The sequence below is a fragment of the Pedobacter hiemivivus genome (genome assembly GCF_004331685.1).
Taxonomy (GTDB): domain Bacteria; phylum Bacteroidota; class Bacteroidia; order Sphingobacteriales; family Sphingobacteriaceae; genus Pedobacter; species Pedobacter hiemivivus.
Genome location: NZ_SJSM01000031.1, coordinates 21,017 through 43,796, shown reverse-complemented (window position 1 = coordinate 43,796; position 22,780 = coordinate 21,017). Strand labels below are relative to the sequence as shown.

Sequence of the window (22,780 nt, the reverse complement as noted above, 5' to 3'; positions counted from 1 at the left end):
GTAATAAATTATGATGGCTCCTTATTGCTATTGTACCCCAAAAAATGTTGATATTACTATATATAATGGTCAAGTAATTGATATGCATTAATTATAAATTTGCAGTATGTTAAATCGCCCAATCAGAAGTATTCATGATTTTTTACTAAGTACTTATTTTGCTGATGGATTGCGTATTACACTTGGCGTACTTTGTCCCTCGCTTATTATGGCACAATATGGTCATATTGAGTATGGTATGACACTGTCACTTGGCGCCTTATGTGCCAGTGTTGTAGATACACCAGGACCAATTCTACATCGCAGAAATGCGATGCTCGTTACAACTGGATTAATTACTTTGACTTTTATCATTGTCGGTCTAACCAACAGCAATGTCTATTTTACTGGAGTACTTCTTGTGCTTTTCAGTTTTATTTTCTCCATGTTCTTTTTATATGGATTAAGAGCTGCGTCTATTGGTACTGCTGTTTTGCTGATTATGGTTTTAAGTATCGATGACATCAGGCCTTGGCGGGAAGTTTTGTTTTCTTCAGCACTTATCTTTATTGGCAGCATCTGGTATACCCTATTGAGCTATTTTTTCTATAGGATCCGCCCCTATCGCATTGTACAGCAAACTTTAAGCGATTCTATTCATGAAGTAAGTCTATTTTTGAGAGCAAAAGCTAAATTTTACCATCAAAACATTGATTATGATGATAATTACGCCGATTTGTTGCAGCTTCAGGTCCTTGTTCATGAAAAACAAGATGCTGTACGTGAGATTTTATTTAAAACTCGGGAAATTGTAAGAGAATCTACGCCTGAAGGAAGGTTTTTGTTATTGGTTTTTGTCGATATGGTCGACTTATTCGAGCAAGTCATGTCAACCTACTACAATTACAAGCAATTGCATGAGCAATTTGATTCTACAGGTATTTTAAAGCACTATGAATCAGTTATTATAAAGATTGCTGATGAATTGGACGATATTGCTTTTTCGTTAAAAACAGGCGGGATTCCTAGTCTTCCAACTTCTCTTATTGAAGATGTAGAAACTTTAAGAAATGAGATTACTCAACTGGAGCGTAATAATACGGATGGTAAATATAATACCTTAGGCATTATTGCACTCAAGAATATAGAAGTCAACATTGAAAATATCCTGTCACGGGTTAAGACAATCAACAGTTATTTCAATAAGAAAGAAAAGAAAAACTTAAAACCCAGGGAAATAGAGGTTGAGAAATTTGTGACCAGACAAAGTATAGATCCTGAACTCTTCTATGACAATATAACCTTCAGCTCATCTACTTTTAGGCACTCACTTCGAGTGGCTATCGTAATGTTGATCGGTTTTATTGTAGCCAAGTCATTGGGATTTTCTCATAGCTATTGGATATTACTTACGATCCTGGTGATCTCCAAGCCTGGGTTTAGCCTAACCAAAAAGCGGAATTACGAGCGGATCATCGGAACAGTAATTGGTGCGTTTATTGGAATGGGCATACTGGTTTATATTAATGATAAAAACACGTTGTTTATTATTCTCCTCTTCTGTATGATTGGGGCCTATAGTTTTCAGCGCAAGAATTATGTGGTAAGTGTATTGTTCATGACACCATATATCCTGGTTCTATTTGACTTTCTGGGTATGGGAAGTTTATCCATAGCACGTGAGCGAATCTACGATACATTAATCGGTTCTGGTATTGCATTGATGGCCAGTTATTCGCTATTTCCTTATTGGGAACGTGAAAAGCTTAAGGAAGCAATGCTGGATACTTTAAAAGCCAACATGAATTATTTTGAACAAGTTGTACTGTTGTATACAGATGATACGCATAACCTGACCAATTACAAGGTTGCCCGTAAAGAAGTATATGTAACAACCGCCAATTTAGCCTCACTATTTCAACGCATGTTTTCGGAACCTAAAAGCAAACAAGTTTTGATGGCTGAGCTTCATCAGTTTACGGCATTAAATCACCACCTCTCCTCTTATATAGCTACCCTTTCCTTGTATAAAAAGGAACATGCTTTCATTGTTGAGGATTTTGAAACACTTAAACCTGTTATTCAAAACACGGATTATCTATTAAATATGGCTGTAGAGAACCTACAGGCAAACAACGGTATCACCAGTAACGTTCCTTTGATTAGGCGAAATATCAGCGATCCAGCGGAAAATCAAAATGATGAAGTGATGGTTGCTGAACAGATTGATTTGATTCAAAAAGTAGCTTATGACATCTTCAAGTTGTCAGAAAAAATCAAAATATAAAAAACTTTAAGCCTTTTTTAGCTGTTGTATCAGGAGTTACAAGAACAATAGAAAATTATGGAAAAGTTATATACAGCCTCGGTTACGGCTAAAGGTGGCAGGAATGGTCATATCAAATCAAGCGATGGTACTATAGAATTTGAGGTAAGAAAACCAAGAGAAATGGGCGGACAAGGCGGCGCAACCAATCCTGAACAATTATTTGCAGCGGCCTGGGGACCATGTTACTTAGGCGCTTTGGCAGCCGTTGCTGAGCGAGATGGTGTTGATGTTTCCGAAGCTACCGTAGAAGTACATGTTTCCTTTAATAAAGATGGAAACGCATTTTTTTTATCAGCTGATCTTGATGTTCATATTCCGGGTATCCCTACAGATGAAGCGCAAAAATTAGCTGATAAAGCAAATCATGCCTGTCCTTATTCTAAGGCCACTAAAGGTAATATTGAAACTAGAGTAACAGCTATTTAATTAGCTGTTACTTCTTCAGTTTTGTTAATGGTATTTTTTGGTCTACCATTCTTAAATGCTTCTCTTGTTTTCAATCCAAGCAATTCAAACATAGCCATATCATCTACAAACGCAGGATTTGGCGTCGTTAATAATTTATCACCTGCAAATATGGAGCTTGCTCCTGCCATAAAGCAAAAAGCTTGTTCTAAAGTACTCATTTCATTTCTTCCTGCAGACAAACGTACAACAGAGTTTGGCATAACAATACGGGCTGTAGCGATCATTCTAACCATATCCCAGATTGGAACACGTGGCTGATCTTCTAGCGGCGTACCTTTTACAGGAACAAGCGCATTTACTGGAACAGATTCTGGATGAACCTCCATATTGGCTAAAGTCTGCAGCATTGAAACTCTATCTTCAGGTGTTTCACCTAAACCGATGATTCCACCACTACAAACCGTTAGCTTTGCTTTACGCACGTTTTTAATGGTATTTAAGCGATCATCATAAGTTCTCGTAGAAATGATACGTTTATAATCATCTTCTGAAGTATCAATGTTGTGATTATAAGCATATAGGCCAGCATCAGCAAGTTTTTGAGCCTGACTTTCTGTTAGCATACCTAAAGTACAGCAAACTTCCATATCCATCTCATTTACGGCTTTAACCATGTCTATAACGCGGTCAAAATCACGGTTGTCGCGTACTTCTCTCCATGCAGCTCCCATACATAGACGTGATGCACCACCCTCTTTTGCTTTTACGGCAGCACTAACCACCTGACTTACCTGCATCAGTGGCTGAACCTCTAGATCTGTGTGGTAACGTGCTGCTTGCGGACAATAAGAACAATCTTCAGCACAGCCGCCTGTTTTAATAGAGATTAGAGAACTAACCTGTACCTCTGAATAGTCTTTATTTTCACGATGTATAGTTGCAGCTTCATAAACTAAGTCTAGAAAAGGCTTATGGTAAATAGCCGAAATTTCTTCTTTAGTCCAGTTGTGTTTTGTTGGTTGCATATAATTGGTTAATTAAAGTAAAAGTTTGCTTGCTAGTCCTAGCAAGAGTAAAAATCCAAAAACGTCTGTAAAAGTTGTAATAATTATTGAAGATGCAATGGCTGGATCGATTCCAACTCTTTTTAGGGCTAATGGAATGCCCGCACCAGTTATGCCTGCGATTAATAAATTGCCCGTCATCGCTAAAAAAATAACCAATCCAAGCATTGGATTGGAATCAAAATATAGTGCGAATAAAAACACGATGGCGCCAGTACAAGCCCCATTAATTGATCCTACGGTGAATTCTTTTAATACGGTTCTGTAAGCTTGGCTATCCGTTAGGTCGTATAAGGAAATCCTTCTAACCGTTACCGCCAATGCCTGTGTAGCTGCGTTGCCACCCATACCTGCAATAATGGTCATGTAGGCAGGCAACACCACGATTTGTTTTATGGTGTCGTCAAAATGACGTACAACAGAGGACGCTAAAAATGCTGTACCGAGGTTTAAAATAAGCCAAGGCAAGCGCGATTTTACGGCTTCGACCCAGTTACCACTTAGTTCCTCATCTTCAGATACTCCGGATATTTTCAGGAAATCTTCCGTATTTTCATCTTCCAGAACGTCAATAACGTCATCAAACGTAACCCGACCTAAAAGCTTATGATCCTTATCCAATACCGGAATACTGGTAATGTTATATTGGGAAATCAATCGGGCTACCTCTTCCTGATCCGTATCAGGGTACACCCAAGCTACTTCGGCCTTTACAAGCTCCGTAATTTTGGCATTTCCTTTCGCCTTAATGATGTCCTTTAAAGAAACGATCCCCTGAAAAACATTATCATTGTCTACGACAAAAATCGTATAGAATTCTTCAATTTCCTCACTTTGCCTGATGATTTCATCAATGGCATCCTTTTTTGTTAGGTTAAGATTGATACGGATAAACTCCGTATTCATCAAACCACCGGCGGTTTCTTCGTGGTAGCTGAGTAGATTTCTGATGCTCGAAGCATCATCCTCGCTCAGGTCGGCAAGAATCTCTTTTTGCTCGTGTTCTTCCAGCTGGGAAATGATGTCTGTTGCATCATCATAGTCCAGCTCTTCAACGATTTCAGTACGCTTATCCGGATGTAATTGTAGTAAAAGTTCTTCAGGGTGAGACTCTTCGTGCATTTCCGAGATCACCTCGGAAGCAATTTCTACATCCAGTAAATTGATGATTCTTTGCTGCTCTTCCGTGGTTAAATTCTCAAATAAAATGGCAATTTCGGAGGCGTGATACTCCCCCAGAATAACTTTTAGTTGTTCATCACCACCGCTTAAGGCAAGCTTAATTCTGGATACGTCCGTCTTATCTAGTTCGAAGGATTGCATGAGGCCGTAAAGGTAAGAATAACCATGTTATTTAAACCATCCTTTACGCCAGAAATATATGATTTGTAAAACAGCAATGAGGCCCATGATGATCATGGTGTACAAATAGCCATGTTCCTGATAAAGTTCGGGCATGTTTTGTGGCAATACTTTTCCAGTTACAGGATCTTCAATCGCAAAGTTCATCCCGTAAACACCTGCAATAAAGGTTAGCGGAATGAAAATGGACGAAATGATGGTGAGCACTTTCATAATCTCATTCATTCTGTTGCTAATGATGGACAGGTACATGTCAATATTGCTAGCTGAGATTTCTTTCAATGACTCGACCATATCAATGAGTTGTATACAATGATCATAGGCATCCCGGATATACATTTTAGTCTGATCTGGGATCAGTCGGCTGTCACTTCTCAGTATGTCATTCAATTTATCCCGCTCTGGCCAAACCACTCGTCTTACATTGATCAGGTTTCTTTTAACAAGCTGGGTATCGTACATTACGCTTCTGTCCGGCTTATCAAATAAACGATCCTCTATCAGATCTAATTCTTCACTCCATTCCCCTAATATTACAAAATAGGTATCGACAATAATATCCATTAAAGCATACATTAAGTAGCTGCTACCTGCAATGCGGATGTTTCCTTTTCCGGCGATTAACCTTGCGCGAACGGGATCTAAACAATCTTTGTACCCCTCCTGGAAGGTAAATAAAACATTTTCCTTTAAAATAAAAGAAAACTGGTCATTGTCCAGATTCTTTTGCTCATCAAAATGAAGCATCCTACTGATTGCAAAATCATAGGTGCCATATTCTTCGAATTTTGGACGTTGATATGGACGTGTAATGTCTTCTAAAACCAATTTATTGATTCCAAAATCAGCACTAAGTGTATCAAATAGATCAATGGATTTAAAGCCTTTAATTTCTATCCAGTAGTTAAACTCCTTATTCGCAACTATTTCCGTTAAGTTTTCAATATTATCCAATTCCTTAACTTCATAAAAATGTACATTATAGGTATGGAAGACAATAACAGGCTTTAAAGACTGTTCATCAATAAATACAACGCCTGGACTAGCGCCGACTGTTGGTATGGAGTAATGCTTACGTTTTCGCTTATGCTTTGCTGATTTGCTCATACATCATAAATATGATTTGGTTTGCGGGCCTTGATTAAACAACAGATCAACAATGCTTAAGTTTGGCTTAAAGCCTTCCCTGTCGTCGAAAACCTGGAAATAAGGTTTGAAATCTTCGGTATTTATGGCATTTTTAAAATGTATTTTTGCTCGGAAATCCAATGCCGGATCTATTTCCTTTACATATTCTGTGGTAAAACCAATAGTCGGTTCTTTTTTAAGCTGTTTAAACAACCATTGCAAAAGCTCAAGGTTATAATCAAACAAGTATTCAAATTTCTGATGGTAGAAACGCGAAAATTCATCTTCATAAAACTCAAAGTATGCAGAGTTCCTGTAGCAGCTCTCAAAGCTCTTCCAATGTAGCCTTTGCCAGTTAAAATCATTACTAATTTTAACATCTTTCATCTTAGTGTGTACGTTTGCGCCACGAATTACAGGAATTATTAAATCCAAATGGCCATTGGGTGAATATATTCTAGCACGGTTTCTATACGTTTGCTTGGGGAAGTGTTCTTCTTTTTCTAATAAAAAATTGTAATCAAAGTCTTTCAAACCAGAGAAGTAGCTAACTGGCGGAAGATAAAAAAGAGGGAATATAGCTGAACTTTGCATCTGATATTTTATGTTTGCATTCTCAATTCGCCAAATTAATGATAAAAAAAAGCTTTTCTTACATAGGAATATTTTTTTTGAACTTTTTATCCCTACTGCCCTTATCGCTGCTATATCCACTCGCAACTTTAGGGTATTACATCATATATTATATATATCCGTACCGCAAGAAAGTTGTTCACGAGAATCTTTCTAATGCTTTTCCTCAGAAATCTGAAGCGGAGATTGTAAGTATCGAAAAGAAGTATTTCAGATACCTCTGCAACCTTATGGTCGAGGTGGTGAAAATGAGTTCTATCTCCAGATCAGAACTTAAAAGGCGGGTAAAATTCAAGAATCTGGATCAGATAGAGCAGTATTTTAATAAAGGTGAAAGCGTTTTGGCATGTACAGGGCATTATGGCAACTGGGAATTATGTATGTTGGCTTTGGGTGCCGAATTATCGAAACCTGAGTATGTAATTTATAAACCTTTAAGCAACCAGATCTTTGATGCCTGGTTTTACAGGATTCGTACCCGGTTTGGCAATAAGTTCATTCCAATGCGTCAGACATTGAGGTCTTTAACTGCCGTTAAAAACGAACCAACTATGTTTTGCTTTGCCGGCGATCAAACGCCTGTAGGTCATGAGACTCATTATTGGATCGATTTTATGCATCAGCCAACACCAGTATTGTTAGGGCTTGAAAAAATCGCGTTACAGGCCAATAGGCCAATATTTTATTTCGAGGCAAAAGTGATTAAAAGAGGTTATTACGAAGTGGATTGTATTCCGCTGTGCCTTAACCCAAACGCAACCAAGGAGCATGAAATCACCCATCTTCAGTTTGCCCTATTAGAAAAAACGCTTAATGAAGCGCCAGCTTACTGGCTTTGGAGCCACAGGCGATGGAAGCATAAACCAGTTAACGCAGGATAATGACAGTACCAAGTGTAGCAGTAGTAATTTTAAATTGGAACGGAAAGGCGCTGCTTGAGCAGTTTTTACCCAGTGTAGTAAAGTCTGTCTACCCCAATTTACAGCTTATAGTGGGCGATAATGCCTCAACAGATGATTCCATCGCTTTTGTAAAAGCAAATTATCCTGATGTAAAAGTAATTGTAAACGATCATAATTATGGTTTTGCTGAAGGATATAATAGATTATTAGCTCAAGTTGAAGCTGATTATTATGTTTTGCTAAATTCTGATGTTGAAGTTCCCGAAAATTGGATTCAGCCGGTTATTGATGCCATGGAAATGGATGATAAAGTAGCTGTTGCACAACCTAAAATTAAGTGGCAGAAGAATAAAAGCCAGTTTGAGTATGCTGGTGCAGCTGGTGGGTACCTTGATTTACATGCTTTCCCGTTTTGCAGGGGACGCTTGTTTGATACCGTGGAGATAGATACAAATCAATATAATGACCAAATTGAGGTGTTCTGGGCTAGCGGTGCCGCCTTGTTTATCAAAAGCAAGTATTGGAAAGAAGTTGCTGGACTAGATCAGGATTTCTTTGCACACATGGAAGAGATAGATCTCTGCTGGCGCATAAAAAACCTGGGTTATAAAGTTATCTATTGTCCTACAGCCGAAGTTTATCATGTTGGTGGAGCTACTTTAGATGCAAACAGTCCGCATAAAACCTATCTTAATTTTAGGAATAACCTGATTTTAATGCAAAAAAATCTGCCCGCAAACGATGCGTACTTCAGAATCTTTATTCGGATGTCCCTGGATTTTGTAGCCTGGATACATTTTCTTTTGCAAGGTAAAACCGATTTTGCCTGGGCAATAAATAGAGCGCACTATCATTTCCTTTGTAGTTTACAAAAGAACGGTGCAAAGCGTAGTGATAAGCAAATACCCTTTTTAAAGCATACCGGACAATACCCTTCTAGTATTATTTGGGCTTATTTTGTTAAAAAGATCAGGTTTTTTAGTCAGCTTTAGGTGCTATTTCTTTTCTGGAATAAAGGATACGGCTCCTTCCCGATTGGCTACACTAAAAATTGCTTTGTAAATATAATCGCAAACCAGTTTTTCACCAGGTACATTTATGTGTGCAAAATCATCTTCAGGCGTATGATATTGTGGATGACCGCCTGTATGGAAGCCCAATACTGAAATGTTCTTTTTAAAGAATGATACATGATCAGAACCCCCCACATCATAAGCAATCACAATTGGTTTTATGCCAATCTGGGGTCCTAAGCTATTCATAAGCTCCATCCCTCCATTAAAAGAGGCTGCACCACCCATATACAGATTCTTCTCGCCGTTCATCCTGCCCACCATATCCATATTCATCATCAACTTGATAGTGGACAATGGAATAACAGGATGCTCGACAAAATATTTCGACCCCAATAAACCTTGTTCTTCTGCACCGAATGCTATAAGTAGCACACTTCGTTTTAAATCTTTCTTATTAGCTTGTAGTTTCTCTGCAATTTCCAACAATGCTGCTGTTCCACTTGCATTGTCATCGGCACCAAGGTGTACACCAACAGTGTCGGGCTTTTTTGACGAAGGACCACCCATCCCCAGATGGTCGTAATGAGCACCTAATACAATGTACTCCTGCTTTAAAGCCGGATCATTACCTTCAATAAAAGCTATAACATTTTGAGTTTTAACAATCGGGGTATCTGTCACCCCTTTTTTAACCCTGATCTTAGCAGAGAATTCTTGTATATAACTACTGCCAAAAGGCTTTATGCCGGCCCTTCTAAAATTTTTAATCAGGTAATCAACGGTCTTTTTGTTCTCCCTGGTTCCCGGAAAACGGCCAGCCATCTTTTTAGAAGCAAGAAAAGAAATATGTGCAGCAATCTCATTTTCAGTGATGTCAGATTGAGCAAAAGCGCCATAACTAATCACCGAACAAAGCGTAGTCAGTAAATACTTTTTAACGGACATACTTAATTAACCTTTTAACAAGCTCTCAATAGCCAAACGATAGCCATCCATACCAAAGCCAGTTAAAACGCCTTTGCAGTTTTTGCCGGTAAGCGATACATGGCGATACTCTTCACGTGCATAGATGTTAGAGATGTGAACCTCTACCACAGGAGTTTTAATGGCAGCAATGGCATCTGCAATCGCTACAGAGGTATGTGTGTAACCACCAGCATTAATCACAATACCATCGTAAGTAAAACCAACCTCATGAAGTTTATTAATCAGCTCACCTTCTACATTGCTTTGAAAATAGTCTATTTCAATAATGCTGTATATATCGCGCAGCGTTTTAACATATTCGTCAAAACTCTGGTTACCGTAAATACCGGGCTCACGAAGTCCTAAAAGGTTTAAATTTGGGCCATTAATAATTTGTATCTTCATCATTTCAAACTTAGCCTTAAAAACTAAGAGTATAAAATTTTTTTTGTGATTAATAACCCCTACCTGCAGTCGTACCGTAACTACCTTAGATTGGAACGTTCCCTTTCCAGTAATTCAATTGAAGCTTATCTGGGCGATCTAAACAAATTGTTTCAATATTTTGAATCATTAGGTCAAACACCACAGGTAAAGGAGATTAGTAGCGCTGACCTAAAGTTTTTTATATCCTGGATTAATGATTTAGGTATGTTAGCGAGCACACAAGCACGGGTGGTCTCTGGATTGAAATCCTTTTTTAGTTTCCTGATGTTAGAGGAGCTTATTGCTGACGATCCCTCTGCCCTGTTGGAAACGCCAAGGTTGACTCGTCACCTCCCTGACACTATTGATATTCATGAGATCAATGCAATGATTGACGTGATCGATGCTTCAAAACCTGATGGAATGCGCAATAAAGCCATTCTTGAAACCCTATATGGTTGCGGACTAAGGGTGTCTGAACTCATTAATCTTAAAATATCGGACGTGTTTGAAGAAAATGAATATATACGTGTCACAGGGAAAGGGAATAAAGAGCGTTTGGTGCCTATAGGAAGTACTGCCTTAAAATACATCAACATCTACCGTCAGGAAACAAGAGTACATCTTCCTATCAAAAGAGGCTTTGAAGATTATATTTTTTTAAACCGTAGTGGTACTCGCCTATCTCGAATCTCAGTTTTTAGCATTGTTAAAACGCTGGCAGAGAGATCTGGATTAAAAAAGAGCATCAGTCCACACACCTTTCGTCATTCCTTTGCTACACATCTGATAGAAGGCGGAGCCGATTTAAGAGCTGTACAGGAAATGTTAGGTCATTCTAGTATTACGACCACCGAAATCTATACCCACCTGGATAGAGATTACCTGCGTGGTATTATTACAGAGTTTCATCCCAGAAGTTAAAGTTGTGCACGCTCACACTTTATCATTCTGTCTTTACCCTGCATATCTTTTCTTAATTCTATGTTAATAAATGATTTAGCAGCGAGCATCTCCATGGTTTCCTTAGCATAATGCTCATTGATTTCAAAGAATAACAAGCCCATATCACTTAACGACACCCATGCAAAATCTGCAATAGCTTCATAAAACATCAACGGCTTTTCGTTAGGCACAAACAAAGCCAAATGTGGTTCATGATCCAATACGTTATTCTGCATTTGCTCTTCCTCTTTCTCGGTAATATATGGTGGATTGCTAACGATCACATCAAATTTTTGATTAGTTGTAAACTCGCGTATATCGGCTTTAATGAAATTAATATCTACCTGATTTAAAGATAAATTAGCTGAAGCTATATCTATTGCATCTTCAGATACATCCAATGCAAAAACCTCGCTTAAGGGAAGGTTCTTTTTCAAAGAAATTGCAATACAGCCACTTCCGGTTCCAATATCGATAATACGTAGGCTAGAACCTGTAATATCTGCCAGTGAACAACAATCAATCACCCATTCTACCAACTCCTCCGTTTCAGGTCTGGGTATCAATACAGCCGGACTAACTTTAAAAGGTAAGCCATAAAACACAGTCTCTCCAAGTATATATTGTATTGGTTTACCGGCTTTTAACGCTTCCAGCACTTTTAAATAAGCGGTTTCCTGCTGTTCCGAAAGTACTTGTGAGCCCTTTAGAATAGTGTCTGCCCTACTAAAACCAGAAATATGATCAGCCGTAATGTAAAAGATGGACGAAACCTCCTCAGCACCATAAATGTCCTGTAGTTGTATTGTAAAATGTTGCAGTAATTCTTTTAAATTCATACCTCACAAAAGTAATTAAATCAAACAATATACCTTACTTTGCCTTAATGACGGATGAGTTATATATGCAAAGGTGCCTTGAACTAGCTAGTCTAGGCATGGGTAATGTAAGCCCAAACCCGCTTGTTGGTTGTGTAATTGTTAGTGATGGCAAAATCATTGGCGAAGGTTATCATGAAAAATTTGGTGAAGCCCATGCCGAAGTCAATGCTATAAAGTCTGTTACCGAAAAATATGGCGATCAGGCTGCTGCCCTTCTGGCAAATGCGACGGCTTATGTGAGCCTTGAACCCTGTGCGCATTTTGGCAAAACCCCACCCTGCGCAGATTTACTGGTAAAACATCGACTTAAAAGAGTTGTTATAGGCAATAAAGATCCCTTTGAAGGTGTAGATGGAAAGGGTATCGAAAAGCTTAAAAATGCCGGTATCGAAGTCGTGTCTGGTGTTTTAGAAGCCGAATGCAGTAAGCTAAACCGACGTTTCTTTACCCGTATTCGCAAACAAAGGCCTTACATCATATTAAAATGGGCGACTACCGCTAATGGTTACTTTGCGCCAGAAAATAGCGTACAAGAATGGATAAGTGGCCCTATGGCCAAAACGCTTGTGCATAAGTGGCGTACCGAAGAAGATGCTATTCTTATTGGAAAACGCACCGCCATTGTCGATAATCCAAAGTTAAACGCAAGAGCATGGGAAGGAAAAAATCCTTTGCGAATCCTAATAGATCGTAATTTGCAGGTTCCTCAAGGCAACCACATCTATAACGGCCTGGCCAAAACGGTCATATTTAATGAGCATAAAACTGAAGTGCACAACAATATCCATTATATACAAATGGAAGATATGCAGTATTATCTACCTCAAAAAATAGCCTTTCAGCTATATCTAATGGATATTCAGTCAGTCATTATCGAAGGTGGGGCAAACATTCTTCATCAATTTATTGATGGAAACCTATGGGACGAGGCACGGGTTTTTACAGCAAGTAAAATCTGGCGAGCAGGCGTCCGGGCGCCACAAATTAATGGCTACATTGCCGATCAGTTCACACTTAACAATGATAAAGTAACGATCTTCCTAAATAATCATTCATGATATTCCTCCTGTTCAGTATTTGCTGTAGTGTTACAGTCGCCGTATTATTAAAGCTCGCAAAACGTTATAAAATCAACATCACACAAGCCGTTACCTGGAACTATCTCTTTGCCATAGTTTTAAGCCTGATCTTCTATAAACCAAGTTTAACTGATTTGGTATCTGCACCGATCGATGGTGTCTATATCGCTTTAGGTGTGTTATTGCCGATTGTATTTTTGTTCCTAGCCGGATCAGTAAGAAATATCGGAATTGTAAAAACTGATATTGCACAAAGATTGTCATTGTTTATTCCGCTTCTGGCGGCATATTTCCTGTTTAACGAGCATTTCAGTACCTTGAAAATAGTTGGACTATCTATTGCTATTGTGGCTATACTTTTCACTTTATACAAAAAGACAGCGCAGAAAAATGAAGGTTTAAATTGGTTATACCCAATCTTTGTCTTTATAGGCTTTGGTATTATCGATATTCTATTCAAAAAGGTTGCACAAATTAAGTCCATCCCCTATACAAGCTCATTAATTGTTATTTTCATCCTTGCTTTTATCATCTCGCTCATTTACATTTTCTATTTGTGGCTTGTTAAAAAGGAAAAATTACAGTTGATCAACTTCATTTGTGGCTGTATTTTGGGCTTCTTTAATTTCTTCAATATCCTTTTTTATCTTAAAGCGCATCGCGCAATGGCAGATAACCCTTCAGTAGTATTTGCTGCGATGAATATCGGGGTGATTATTGTAGGCAGCCTTGTGGGGATATTCATTTTTAAAGAGAAATTAAACAAATTGAATTATTGGGGCTTATTTTTAGCTCTTGTTGCGATCATACTCATCACCAATCCGTTTGCCTAATGTTATTCGACGATACTTATAAAACCATTGCCGGACCTTCCGAAGGGGTATTTAGAGACCGTGGGAGCAAATTTATAGGCTATGCCTACCCCATTCTATCCGAGGAAGAGGTAAAAGCTATTCTCTTAAAATTAAGATCAGAACACGCCAAAGCCAGGCATTTTTGCTGGGCTTTGCGATTAAGTCCGGATAGAGGCGTATTTCGTATTCAAGATGACGGTGAGCCGTCTGGTACTGCCGGTAGACCTATCTTAAATACCATGCTTTCTGCCGATGTAACCAATATACTAATTGTTGTGGTACGTTATTTTGGTGGAACCTTACTTGGCGTCCCTGGACTTATCAATGCCTATAAAACGGCCGCAGTGGAAGCGCTTCAAGCGGCCGAGATCATAGAGAAAACAGTAAATGACATCTATGAGCTACAGTTTGATTATTTGGTGATGAATGATGTGATGAGGTTGATCAAAGAAGAAAAACTAAATGTATTGTCGCAGGATTTTGATAATGCCTGCAGCATAAAAATTGAGATCAGAAAGGCCAGTCTAAATTCCATCCTAGGCAAAATAGAAAAAGTTGATGGGCTTAAAGCCAAATACCTTTTTACAGCCTAAGTGTTTACCCCCTTTATTATAGTCTTAGTTTTTATTAACTTTAATTATGGGACAAGAATTATCAGCCGCAGATTTAATTATCAATCCAGATGGCAGTATTTACCATTTAAACCTTTTGCCAGAGGACATAGCCGAAACTGTAATTACTGTTGGCGACCCGGATCGTGTGGGCGAAATATCCAAACACTTCGATAATATCGAACTTCGCAAAGGCAAACGTGAATTTATCACCCATACCGGTTACCTTGGCAAAAGGCGTATTACTGTCCTTTCAACGGGGATTGGCACCGATAATATCGATATTGTATTTAATGAGCTGGATGCTTTGGTAAATGTCGATTTTCACACTCGTCGTGTAAAAGAAAACCTTACCTCTTTAAATATCATCCGAATTGGCACATCTGGCGCGATACAGCCTGATGTACCGATGGGTACTATACTAGCTTCATCTTTTGGACTAGGATTGGATGCATTAATGAATTATTATATTCACGAGTTATCAGGTGATGAACACAGTTTACTAGATGGCATCAAAACACATTTATCCCATTTAAAAGGTATTACTCCCTACGTTACTGCGGCTGACAGTAGCTTATTAAAGTCAATAGCGAATGGTATGGAGCAAGGAATAACAGTCACAGCTCCGGGATTTTATGCGCCTCAGGGTAGACAAGTGAGAGCCAAAAATGCAGTTCCTAATCTTATTGGTCTGCTCAATTCTTTCAGGAATATTGATCACCGAATTACTAATCTGGAGATGGAAACTGCTGGTATTTATGCATTAGCAAAAGTACTTGGACACAAAGCTTTATCTGTAAATGCAATATTGGCCAGCAGGGTCAATTTCGAGTTTAGCAAAGAACCTAATAAGGTAGTTGATAAAGCGATAAAAATGGTTTTGGATAAGCTCTAGCGCACTTTAATACCTTGAAAATTGCAACGTATTAAAAACAAAACGGCTTAATAAGCGTTATTTAAGTATCTATTTTAATTGAAATTATATGTTACAACAAGCAAAAGAGAAGTTTACCTTATCCATCATAGAATCATTAGCGAAGTACGAAACAAAAGACTTGAACACCGGTAAAAGATTGATATCTGTCATTGCAGGTGTGTATATGCTACAAAAAGGCATTCGTAGCCTAAGCAAACATACTTTTCGCGGCATCGAAGAGATAGCTTTAGGAGGTGTCTTGTTATTCAGCGCGACAAGTGGACTTAATAAAAAGATCATCAAAAAGCCGTTGAATCCATCTGATGTTAGAAGAAACCAGATTCAAGGTAACGACCCTAAATCGGGCGTGCCTGCTTTTGTGTAACCTCATTTTTTTCTTCTTTTACACCCAATTGACTACCCCTACTCAAAATTCCGCTTAAAAAGCCTTACTTTTGCGCCTTGTATTTATATGCCGGGCCTTGAACCCGAGTCAGTATTAAAAAATTATGAGTAAACGCGGTAGAATATTAGTCGCCATGAGTGGCGGTGTTGATAGTTCAGTAGCAGCTGTAATGTTGCACGAACAAGGGTATGAAGTAATTGGCTTAACCATGAAAACATGGGATTACGCTACTTCAGGAAGTAGCAGTAAGGAAACCGGATGTTGCAGTCTGGATAGCATTAACGATGCCCGTACATTAGCTGTAAATTATGGTTTCCCGCATTACATCCTTGATATCAGAGACGAGTTTGGTGATTTTGTAATCGATAACTTTGTTGATGAATACCTTGCAGGTCGTACCCCTAATCCATGTGTTTTATGTAATACCCATATCAAATGGGAAGCCTTATTAAAACGCGCTAATAAATTGGACTGCGAGTTTATCGCAACCGGACATTACGCAAACATCCGTCAATTGGATTCAGGTCGTCATGTCATTTCAAAAGGTAAAGACGAAAATAAAGACCAATCTTATGTATTGTGGGGTGTTTCACAAGAAAACCTTGCGCGTACACAGTTCCCATTGGGTTCTTTTGCCAAATCTGACATCAGACAGATGGCTTTAGATATGGGCCAGGAAGAATTGGCTAAGAAAAGCGAAAGCTACGAAATCTGTTTCGTGCCTGACAACGATTATCGTGCCTTCTTAAAACATAAAGTAGAAGATTTGGAGCAACGTGTTGCTGGTGGTAATTTCATCACCAGTAATGGCATGGTTGTAGGTCAACATAAAGGTTATCCATTCTATACCATCGGACAAAGAAAAGGTTTAGGAATTGCCTTTGGTGAGCCGATGTTTGTTACTCAAATCCTTCCAGAAAGCAATACCGTAGTATTAGGTAGAGCTGACGAACTGGAACGTAGAGAAGCGCTGGTAAGAAACGTAAACCTGGTTAAGTACGAGAATATTTTAGCACCTATGGATAATGTAGTGACAAAAATACGCTATAAAGACGCTGGAATGTTAAGTACAATTGTGCAGGAAAACGACAAAATGCGCGTAGTATTTGATCACAATGTATCAGCCATTGCACCAGGACAATCTGCAGTGTTTTATGAAGGAAACGACCTTTTAGGTGGCGGTTTCCTTTGCTAAGGATATTTAACTATCTAATTCGTTTGAAATAATATAAGGTGAAGCGGTTTTAATCCGCTTGCCTTTATACCGTTCAAAATAATAATCTATTCTTCCCAAATTGATGCCCGCAAAGCCAACCTGGTTAATGGTGGTAATGCGGCCACTTAGGTTCTGTACATCTTCGGGCTGATCCATAAAAGTGTGGGTATGTCCGCCGATAATCAAGTCAATATTTCTATTGTTTTTTGCCAGTACCTGATCTGACACTTTAGCTGAAACATATTTATAACCCAAATGAGATAAGCAGATTACAAGATCACACTTTAAATCTTGCTTTAGCAAATCTGCCATTTCATTTGCCTTTGCAACAGGATCAATAAAAACGGTATCACCATAATTCTTACCCTCAACCAAACCTTTCAGTTCAATACCAATTCCAAATACCCCAATCTTCAATCCACTCTTTTTAAATATCTGGTATGGTTTTGTAGCCCCTTTAAGTAAGGTATTCGTGAAATCGTAATTGCTACACAATATTGGAAAATTTGCATGGGGTAATTGCTTATTAAAACCAGCCAGACCGTTATCGAAATCATGATTCCCCATAGTTGCAGCATCATAGCCCATTGCAGTCATTAGCTTAATTTCCAACTCACCACCGAACTTATTAAAATATGGTGTTCCTTGAAAAATATCACCAGCATCAAGCAATAATACGTTTTCTTCTTTGGCTCTAATCTGTTTGATCAGTGCCGAACGCCTCGCTGTACCACCTAAACCTTGGTTTTTTGAACCATCCATAGGAAATGGCTCTATCCTACTGTGAACATCATTGGTATGCAATATGGTTAACTTAAGCACGTCGCCAGCAGCAAAGCCATTTAATGAGCTTAAGCTCAATGCAGTGGCAGCAGCGGCTATCCCTCCTGTTCTGATAAAATCTCTACGATTAATCTTTAGTAATTCTTCCATCTAATTTAGGGTTAATGGTTTTGCCAGCAGCCTGATTTTCTTTTACATAGTTGATAAGTGCATCGCGAACTTTTAAGCCGAGAACCTTTCTTTCAATAGGATTCTTAAAACCCAATGCATTGTCGCCGCCACCTGCTATATAATCAGAGGTAAGCACGCGGTAAGTTTTATTTGAATCAAATGCTTTACCGTTGATAAATACATCAACAGGCTTCTTGTCTACTATCTTCAAGCGTAAACCAGCAATAGGTTGCCCATTTGTAGCTGCGATAAAATTTAGCAATTGCTGCACATCAGTGCCTTTTAAAGTAAAAGCAACCAGCTCATTTTCAAAAGGCATCAATTCAAATATATTGGATAATTTAATCTCCCCTTTTGGCACATCTACTCTAATTCCCCCTTTTGTAGAAGGCATAGAAAAGTCAATAGTCGGATCGTATTTTAAAGCCTGTTGCAATACAGCATCAGAGAAGAAGTCTCCTAATATGGTTTCAGGAAGATCATTGTTTTTTACCATCAGTGCATCAGAATAGCCAAGAATCTGGTTCATTTCCGCATCAAGCTGCTTTTTATATGGTAAATAAGTTTTAATCACGGTGCTGTCGACCGCTACATCCTTGTTAATTGGATACTCTGCCCTGTTGGCTTTCACCAACTGATAGCCAGATGAGCAGGAAGCGACTAAAAGTACAACCGATAGTGCTAAATAATTCCGGAATGACTTGATATAATCCATAGTTAATTTGCTTACAAAAATACATGAAACATATAGAATATGAAGTTAAAAAAAAGAGAAATCCGGGTTATGGATTTCTCTTTTTTTTAACAACAAAGCGATCTTTGTTTACAAATTCTTCGTGATGGCTTCATCTAAAGGTTTTACTTTAGATCGGAAACGATGTACCAGTTGTCCTTTTTCGTTGATCAGGAATTTCTCGAAATTCCAGTTGATATCTCCTGTAAAATCAGGGTTCTCAGCAGTGGTCAGGTATTTGAACAAAGGTGTAATGCCATCCCCTTTTACACTGCTTTTCTCGGCTAGCAAGAAGGTAACATTAAATTTTCCTGTACAAAACTCTTTAATTTCAGAATTGGTCGCTAATTCTTGTCCGCCAAAATTACCAGCCGGGAAACCGATCAATACTACATTTTTACCGTATTGCTTTTGCAATTTCTCCAAATCTTCATATTGTGGTGTATACCCACATTTTGATGCGGTATTTACAATAAGGATCTTTTTGCCTTTAAACTTCGACAACTTTACTTCTTTACCATCAATGGTTTTAAAAGAGAAATCGTAAACGCTCTTTGCCGGAGGGGTAAAAAGCATAGTTAGTAATATTAATAATGTATTCATGTCCTTTTGTTTTTAGGGTATGTACGAAGTTATGTAGAAATAGTTTAAAAATTTATAATGATAACGTAAAATACGCAGGACAGCTTTATAAAGCAAGATTGTTACATGCTTAATTATTACTATATATCGGATTAAATGAGCCGTTTACAAATATATTTATTATAAAAAGTCTGTCGAATTTTGAAATTAGCCTTATTTATAGCTTTATTTGCAGAAAAACGGTCTGAATGGCGAAGAATTTACTAATAGTTGAGTCACCTGCGAAAGCTAAAACCATAGAAGGGTATTTAGGTAAAGATTTCCTTGTTAAATCAAGTTACGGGCACATCCGGGATCTGGTAAAGGGAGATATGGGTATAGATATATCCAATAATTTTGCCCAGACATATGAAGTTCCATCTGATAAGAAGCAGGTAGTAGCCGAACTTAAGAAATTAGCTAAAGACGCAGAAATGGTATGGCTCGCATCCGATGAGGACCGCGAGGGAGAAGCCATATCATGGCATTTATATGAAACATTAGGACTTAAAGAAAACAAGACAAAAAGGATTGTTTTTCATGAGATCACTAAACCGGCTATATTAAAAGCAATAGAAACACCACGCTCAATAGATTACAACCTGGTACATGCACAGCAAGCCAGACGTGTATTGGATCGATTGGTGGGTTTTGAACTTTCTCCTGTACTTTGGAAAAAAATTAAACCTTCCCTATCAGCGGGACGTGTACAGTCTGTTGCTGTTCGCTTGATCGTAGATAGAGAACGTGAAGTAAATAAATTTAATGCTGCTGCCGCTTTTAAAATTACGGCCGAGTTTTCGACTGGTAATGGAAAAGAGCTGGTAAAAGCTGAATTGCCACAGCGATTTGAAAAGGAAGCTGACGCAGAAAAATTCCTTAACGACTGTGTAGGCGCTGGTTTTTCTGTAGACAGCTTAGAGACTAAGCCCGCAAAACGTAATCCAGCAGCACCTTTTACAACCTCTACTTTACAACAGGAAGCTTCGCGTAAGCTAGGTTACTCCGTAAGTAGAACGATGCAGATTGCGCAAAGGCTATATGAAAGTGGACGAATTACCTATATGAGGACGGATTCGGTAAACCTTTCTGAAACCGCATTACAGGCTGCTGCTGCTGAGATCAAATCTGCTTATGGTGATAAATACCATCAGCCAAGAACTTATAAAACTAAATCTGCAGGTGCACAGGAAGCTCACGAGGCCATCCGCCCTACTTATTTTAATCACCATACCGTACCTGGCGATAGTTCAGAACAACGTTTATACGAGTTGATCTGGAAACGTGCCATCGCATCGCAAATGAGTGAGGCATTATTTGAAAAAACAACAGCTCAAATTGCCATAAGTACAAGGAAAGAGCAATTAACTGCTGAAGGTGAAGTGATGAAATTTGATGGCTTTTTAAAGGTATACCTTGAATCGTCGGATGAAGAAGACGGGGAAGATTCGGAAGGTAACAATATGTTACCTCCACTTTCACGTGGTCAGGAGCTTACTTTAAGAGTGATGAATGCAACTGAGCGTTTTTCAAGACCTCCAGCACGTTATACTGAGGCTTCGTTGGTTAAGAAATTAGAAGAGTTAGGTATTGGTAGACCATCTACCTATGCACCAACCATCTCTACCATTCAAAACCGTGGCTATGTGGTTAAAGAAGACCGTGACGGTCGTCAGCGCGCCTTCGGAGCAATTGAGTTGATCAATGGTGTCGTTACTAAAAAAACAAAAACAGAAATTACAGGGGCAGAGAAAAGTAAGCTCTTCCCTACCGATATAGGTGAAGTGGTAAACGATTTCTTGGTAGAACACTTTAAAGGAATTGTAGATTTTAACTTTACAGCCAATGTAGAGAAGGAATTTGATGAGATTGCACAAGGTTTGCAGGAATGGACAAAGATGCTCCACTCCTTCTATACGCCTTTCCATTTAGAAGTTGAAACCACATTAGAAACTGCCGACCGTGCGAATGGTGAGCGTTTACTAGGTGTTGATCCAACTTCCGGAAAAAATGTATATACCAAAGTTGGTAGGTTTGGACCATTGGTTCAGATTGGTGAGAATGACGATGAAGAGAAACCGCGTTACGCGAGTTTAGCTAAATCGCAATCGGTAGGTACTGTAACGCTTGAAGAAGCTTTAGAACAGTTTAAATTACCTTTCCAATTGGAAGATTATGAAGGCAAAGAAGTTTCTGTAGGCGTAGGTCGTTTTGGTCCGTATGTGAAATGGGGTGAAGCTTATATCTCTATTCCTAAAAACGAAGAGCCTTTATCAATTGATCAGAGCCGTGCAATAGAGATTATTAGCGAGAAAATTACTGCTGATGCACCAGTTGCACATTTTCAGGGAATGCCGGTAACTAAAGGAACAGGAAGATTTGGACCATTCATTAAATGGAATGATCTATTTATCAATGTGCCTAAGGCTTATAATTTCGACCAATTATCTCAGGTTGAGATTGAAGAATTGATTGGTAAGAAAATAGAAAAAGAAGCCAACAGGTTTATTCAACAATGGACTGCTGAAAAAATTGCAATTGAAAATGGCAGATGGGGACCGTTTATCCGTTTTGGTAAAGAAATGCTGAAGCTGCGTAAAAACCCAGCTACCAATGATAAGTATACGCCTGAAGAATTGGCTGCCATTTCTTTAGATGAGGTTAAAAAACTGATCGTTGAGCAAGTGCCTAATGCATTTGAGCCTAAAAAAGCAAAAGCTAAAAAAGCGACTGGCACTAAAACTGCTGTAAAAAAGAAAGCTCCGGCTAAGAAAACTGTGACGAAGAAATAAGTATACGACTCGTCATCCTGAATTTATTTCAGGATCTCGAAAGAGAAAGGCGGTTTTGCAGGTGCGAGATCCTGAAATAAATTCAGGATGACGACCGACTGACGAATTGCATAAAAAATAAAATCAATGAAGAAGGATCTTCCTGAAAATATAGTTGAAGATGTGGCAATGGCCGTAGTACTGATCGGTGAAACGCCTGAGGTTAAAAACTGGACGGTTTATATTGTAAACCTGAAAGATGTGGCTCTGGATAATGTGCTGATCAGCTCTAAAGGATATGGTGAAAAGGACGGAAAAATGGTTAAAACATCAATCCTCCGCCATTTTATAGGTGATTTGAAACCGAAGTCCTTTGCCAGTGTGGAAGCCATAGATACTGAAGTCTTCGGCCTCACCAATGAGTATTGGCTAAGCTATTATGTAGACGGCGTTATTTACGATAAGAAGTTTATTTTCCTCCCGGAAAGTATAGTTGATGAAAATCTAATTCATGTTCCTCTGGTAAACAAACCCGGGGTAATGATTAAATAATAATCTAAAGGTGTGCTAGAAAATAGCA

At 38.6% G+C, this 22,780-nt stretch carries 23 protein-coding genes; 13 read left to right on the top strand and 10 right to left on the bottom strand.

Annotated elements, in window-relative coordinates:
* Window positions 1-106: 106 nt before the first annotated feature.
* A complete protein-coding gene (locus EZ444_RS24975; protein ID WP_131612516.1) occupies window positions 107-2,266 on the top strand; it encodes an FUSC family protein in 2,160 nt (719 codons plus the stop codon).
* Between the two features lie 57 nt (window positions 2,267-2,323).
* Window positions 2,324-2,734, top strand: coding sequence for an organic hydroperoxide resistance protein (locus EZ444_RS24970; protein ID WP_131612514.1), 411 nt, complete (start codon window positions 2,324-2,326; stop codon window positions 2,732-2,734).
* Here EZ444_RS24970 and bioB read toward each other — a convergent pair.
* The 4 genes from bioB to EZ444_RS24950 are packed head-to-tail and all read right to left on the bottom strand — an operon-like array spanning window position 2,731 to window position 6,864.
* Complete coding sequence (gene bioB / locus EZ444_RS24965; RefSeq protein WP_131612512.1) at window positions 2,731-3,741, bottom strand: biotin synthase BioB; 1,011 nt, start codon at window positions 3,739-3,741, stop codon at window positions 2,731-2,733. The two genes, EZ444_RS24970 and bioB, sit on opposite strands and share 4 nt — an antisense overlap.
* A 12-nt stretch (window positions 3,742-3,753) precedes the next feature.
* The gene (gene mgtE / locus EZ444_RS24960; RefSeq protein WP_131612510.1) at window positions 3,754-5,103 is read right to left on the bottom strand and encodes a magnesium transporter; all 1,350 of its coding nucleotides are present in this window, start codon (window positions 5,101-5,103) and stop codon (window positions 3,754-3,756) included.
* 27 nt (window positions 5,104-5,130) lie between these two features.
* Window positions 5,131-6,249 carry a magnesium/cobalt transporter CorA gene (corA, locus tag EZ444_RS24955; RefSeq protein ID WP_131612508.1) on the bottom strand — a complete coding sequence of 373 codons (1,119 nt, stop codon included), beginning with the start codon at window positions 6,247-6,249 and terminating at the stop codon, window positions 5,131-5,133.
* Window positions 6,250-6,252: 3 nt separating this feature from the next.
* Window positions 6,253-6,864: a WbqC family protein gene (locus EZ444_RS24950; RefSeq protein WP_131612506.1), complete on the bottom strand. Its 612-nt coding sequence runs from the start codon at window positions 6,862-6,864 to the stop codon at window positions 6,253-6,255.
* Between the two features lie 77 nt (window positions 6,865-6,941).
* Between EZ444_RS24950 and EZ444_RS24945 the strand changes: the two genes are divergently transcribed.
* Both EZ444_RS24945 and EZ444_RS24940 read left to right on the top strand, forming a co-directional pair.
* On the top strand, window positions 6,942-7,784 hold the full coding sequence (locus EZ444_RS24945) for a lysophospholipid acyltransferase family protein (RefSeq protein WP_262711281.1): 843 nt from the start codon (window positions 6,942-6,944) through the stop codon (window positions 7,782-7,784).
* Window positions 7,784-8,797, top strand: a complete 1,014-nt coding sequence (locus EZ444_RS24940) for a glycosyltransferase family 2 protein (protein WP_131612502.1) — start codon at window positions 7,784-7,786, stop codon at window positions 8,795-8,797. Before EZ444_RS24945 ends, EZ444_RS24940 begins: the two co-directional genes overlap by 1 nt.
* Before the next feature lie 3 nt (window positions 8,798-8,800).
* Here the strand turns inward: EZ444_RS24940 and EZ444_RS24935 are convergent, their stop codons facing one another.
* Complete coding sequence (locus EZ444_RS24935; protein ID WP_131612500.1) at window positions 8,801-9,766, bottom strand: M20/M25/M40 family metallo-hydrolase; 966 nt, start codon at window positions 9,764-9,766, stop codon at window positions 8,801-8,803.
* 6 nt (window positions 9,767-9,772) lie between these two features.
* A complete protein-coding gene (gene aroQ / locus EZ444_RS24930) occupies window positions 9,773-10,192 on the bottom strand; it encodes a type II 3-dehydroquinate dehydratase (RefSeq protein ID WP_205945347.1) in 420 nt (139 codons plus the stop codon).
* Window positions 10,193-10,237: 45 nt separating this feature from the next.
* Between aroQ and xerD the strand changes: the two genes are divergently transcribed.
* A complete protein-coding gene (gene xerD / locus EZ444_RS24925; RefSeq protein ID WP_131612496.1) occupies window positions 10,238-11,137 on the top strand; it encodes a site-specific tyrosine recombinase XerD in 900 nt (299 codons plus the stop codon).
* Here the strand turns inward: xerD and prmC are convergent.
* The gene (prmC, locus tag EZ444_RS24920; RefSeq protein WP_131612494.1) at window positions 11,134-11,997 is read right to left on the bottom strand and encodes a peptide chain release factor N(5)-glutamine methyltransferase; all 864 of its coding nucleotides are present in this window, start codon (window positions 11,995-11,997) and stop codon (window positions 11,134-11,136) included. The genes xerD and prmC overlap by 4 nt on opposite strands.
* A gap of 47 nt (window positions 11,998-12,044) precedes the next feature.
* Here prmC and ribD point away from each other — a divergent pair, with 47 nt between their 5' ends.
* The 6 genes from ribD to mnmA all read left to right on the top strand — a co-directional run bounded on the left by ribD (window position 12,045) and on the right by mnmA (window position 17,100).
* Entirely contained in the window at window positions 12,045-13,097 is a 1,053-nt protein-coding gene (gene ribD / locus EZ444_RS24915; RefSeq protein WP_131612492.1) for a bifunctional diaminohydroxyphosphoribosylaminopyrimidine deaminase/5-amino-6-(5-phosphoribosylamino)uracil reductase RibD, read from the top strand.
* A complete protein-coding gene (locus EZ444_RS24910; RefSeq protein ID WP_131612490.1) occupies window positions 13,094-13,951 on the top strand; it encodes an EamA family transporter in 858 nt (285 codons plus the stop codon). Before ribD ends, EZ444_RS24910 begins: the two co-directional genes overlap by 4 nt.
* Window positions 13,951-14,565 (top strand): IMPACT family protein, encoded by a 615-nt coding sequence (locus EZ444_RS24905; protein ID WP_131612488.1) that lies wholly within the window; start codon window positions 13,951-13,953, stop codon window positions 14,563-14,565. Before EZ444_RS24910 ends, EZ444_RS24905 begins: the two co-directional genes overlap by 1 nt.
* A gap of 46 nt (window positions 14,566-14,611) precedes the next feature.
* Window positions 14,612-15,478 carry a nucleoside phosphorylase gene (locus EZ444_RS24900; protein ID WP_131612486.1) on the top strand — a complete coding sequence of 289 codons (867 nt, stop codon included), beginning with the start codon at window positions 14,612-14,614 and terminating at the stop codon, window positions 15,476-15,478.
* Between the two features lie 88 nt (window positions 15,479-15,566).
* The gene (locus EZ444_RS24895) at window positions 15,567-15,884 is read left to right on the top strand and encodes a hypothetical protein (RefSeq protein WP_131612484.1); all 318 of its coding nucleotides are present in this window, start codon (window positions 15,567-15,569) and stop codon (window positions 15,882-15,884) included.
* A 124-nt stretch (window positions 15,885-16,008) separates the two neighbouring features.
* Window positions 16,009-17,100, top strand: coding sequence for a tRNA 2-thiouridine(34) synthase MnmA (gene mnmA / locus EZ444_RS24890; protein ID WP_131612482.1), 1,092 nt, complete (start codon window positions 16,009-16,011; stop codon window positions 17,098-17,100).
* Window positions 17,101-17,106: 6 nt separating this feature from the next.
* Here the strand turns inward: mnmA and EZ444_RS24885 are convergent, their stop codons facing one another.
* The 3 genes from EZ444_RS24885 to EZ444_RS24875 form a co-directional block, all read right to left on the bottom strand.
* The gene (locus EZ444_RS24885) at window positions 17,107-18,054 is read right to left on the bottom strand and encodes a bifunctional metallophosphatase/5'-nucleotidase (protein WP_131612480.1); all 948 of its coding nucleotides are present in this window, start codon (window positions 18,052-18,054) and stop codon (window positions 17,107-17,109) included.
* Window positions 18,032-18,790, bottom strand: a complete 759-nt coding sequence (locus tag EZ444_RS24880; RefSeq protein WP_131612478.1) for a 5'-nucleotidase C-terminal domain-containing protein — start codon at window positions 18,788-18,790, stop codon at window positions 18,032-18,034. Before EZ444_RS24880 ends, EZ444_RS24885 begins: the two co-directional genes overlap by 23 nt.
* Window positions 18,791-18,898: 108 nt before the next feature.
* On the bottom strand, window positions 18,899-19,411 hold the full coding sequence (locus tag EZ444_RS24875; RefSeq protein WP_131612476.1) for a glutathione peroxidase: 513 nt from the start codon (window positions 19,409-19,411) through the stop codon (window positions 18,899-18,901).
* Between the two features lie 227 nt (window positions 19,412-19,638).
* Between EZ444_RS24875 and topA the strand changes: the two genes are divergently transcribed.
* Complete coding sequence (topA, locus tag EZ444_RS24870; protein WP_131612474.1) at window positions 19,639-22,221, top strand: type I DNA topoisomerase; 2,583 nt, start codon at window positions 19,639-19,641, stop codon at window positions 22,219-22,221.
* 126 nt (window positions 22,222-22,347) lie between these two features.
* Window positions 22,348-22,752, top strand: coding sequence for a hypothetical protein (locus tag EZ444_RS24865; RefSeq protein ID WP_131612472.1), 405 nt, complete (start codon window positions 22,348-22,350; stop codon window positions 22,750-22,752).
* Window positions 22,753-22,780: the final 28 nt, after the last annotated feature.